This window comes from Streptomyces palmae (assembly GCF_004684805.1).
Taxonomy (GTDB): domain Bacteria; phylum Actinomycetota; class Actinomycetes; order Streptomycetales; family Streptomycetaceae; genus Streptomyces; species Streptomyces palmae.
In genome coordinates this window covers 1-772 of record NZ_SRID01000766.1, presented here as the reverse complement: position 1 = coordinate 772, position 772 = coordinate 1, and the positions used below count along the sequence as shown (strand labels likewise).

1 protein-coding gene is annotated in these 772 nt (G+C 72.8%); it reads right to left on the bottom strand.

Going from position 1 to position 772, the window contains the following annotated elements:
* Positions 1-772 (bottom strand): polyketide synthase dehydratase domain-containing protein (locus tag E4099_RS32555; protein ID WP_209446832.1); only part of this gene is annotated, 772 nt, incomplete at both ends.

Here is a 772-nt window from a genome sequence, read left to right as displayed (position 1 = left end):
TGTGGAGGGCGGTGGGGTGGAGTGCGGTGTCGAGGAGTGCGGGGTGGATGGTGAAGTGGGTGGTGTGGTCGTGGGTGTCGGTGGTGGGGAGGGTGGCTTCGGCGAGGATGTGGTCGCCGTGTTTCCAGGCGGCGGTGAGGCCGCGGAAGGTGGGGCCGTAGTCGTAGCCGGCGGTGGTGGCGTGGTGGTAGAAGTCGGTGATGTCGAGGGGTTCGGCACCGGCCGGCGGCCAGGAACCGGACGCATCGCCGTGCTCCGGCGCGTCACCGGACTCCGACGCCAGTGCTCCGGTGGCGTGGCACACCCATGCCTCGGCAGTGTCGAGGTCGGGTCCGCGGTCCGGACGGGAGTGCACCTCAACCGTTCGGCAGCCTTCGTCATCGGCGGCACCGACCGAGATCCGCACCTGCCGGGCTCCCATGGCGGGCAGTACCAGGGGGGCCTGGAGCGCCAGTTCCTCGATTCGGGCGCAGCCCGCCTCGTCGGCGGCGCGGAGCACCCATTCCAGGAGCACCGTGCCGGGCAGCAGCGGGATGCCCGCCACCACGTGTTCGGCGAGCCAGCCCGCACTGCCGGCGTTGGGCAGCCGTCCGGTCAGTACCAGTCCGCCGTCGGGCAGGTTCACCACCGCTGCCAGCAGCGGGTGCGGGAGTGACCGCTGGCCCGCCGCGGCGACGTCGCCCGCGTCCGGGCCGCCCTCCGGCACCCAGTAGCGGTCGTGGTGCTGGAAGGGGTAGGTGGGGAGGTCGAGGGTGCGCGGAGCGGGGTCGGT